This is a genomic window from Pseudomonas sp. CM25 (genome assembly GCF_013179705.1).
In the GTDB taxonomy this organism is placed as follows: domain Bacteria; phylum Pseudomonadota; class Gammaproteobacteria; order Pseudomonadales; family Pseudomonadaceae; genus Aquipseudomonas.
Map to the genome: position 1 here is coordinate 1 of NZ_JABMCW010000689.1, position 867 is coordinate 867.

2 protein-coding genes are annotated in these 867 nt (G+C 59.6%); both read right to left on the minus strand.

Going from position 1 to position 867, the window contains the following annotated elements; all coding sequences use genetic code 11:
* A partial coding sequence (locus tag HP546_RS30720; protein WP_172233765.1) for an IS110 family transposase occupies positions 1–462 on the minus strand: 462 nt, incomplete at its 3' end.
* 149 nt (positions 463–611) lie between these two features.
* Positions 612–867, minus strand: a 256-nt coding sequence (locus tag HP546_RS30725; protein WP_172233768.1) for a DUF924 family protein, incomplete at its 5' end; no start/stop codon positions are given.

An 867-nucleotide genomic window follows, 5' to 3' on the forward strand; every position in this document is an offset into this window, starting at 1 on the left:
GCCCTGAGGCAAGCCGATGCCAAACTCAAGCAAGAACCCGTGCATCTGATTGACGGACTTGGTGCGATCGCGGATCAGCGACTCGCGTAGGCGATGCAACACAGAAAGAGTCTGCTGGGCTTCGGACTTGGGCGAAACGAAACGCATTGAAGGGCGCGAAGCGGCTTCGCAGATAGCTTGCGCATCGACGAAGTCGTTTTTGTTGCCTTTGACAAAGGGCTTAACGAACTGAGGAGAGATCAGCTTGGCCTGATGTCCCAGAGCGGTCAGCTCACGAGCGACGAAATGTGCGCCGGCGCACGCTTCCATCACCACGGTGCACGCTGGCAGGTTGGCGAAGAACCGCATCATTTGCTGTCGTGAGAGCTTCTTGCGAAACAGCTCCCGGCCGGGCTTATCTTGGCCGTGCAGATGAAATGTGTGTTTGCCGAGGTCGATACCGACCAGTGCCAAATCGCTCATGATGATGGCCTCCAGAATGAAAACACCCTGCGAAAGCGTAGCCCTCGCAGGGTGTCGGGGTGACCATCTCATTAGCCGCCCCTGTGAGGGGCGGCCTTCTCGTGACAAAGTACCGATCGCAATGGCCTGCTTGGCAGGCCCCGGAGGCTTCAGAACCTGGACCCGGGCTCCAGCAGAAAGTCCATCTCTTCGCTGGTGCTCGGCCGCTCCAGCATCAGGTTGCGGTGCGGGAAGCGCCCGAACCGGGCAATCACCCGCTGATGCTGCTCGGCATAGTCGAGGAAGCCTTCGAACAACCGGCGGTTGGCCTCGGGCTGTTCATCCAGCAGTAGCTGGTAGCGCTCGACACACAGGTTCTGCCAGTCGAGCACCTCGGCGTGCTCCAGCACCAGCAGCACGAACACA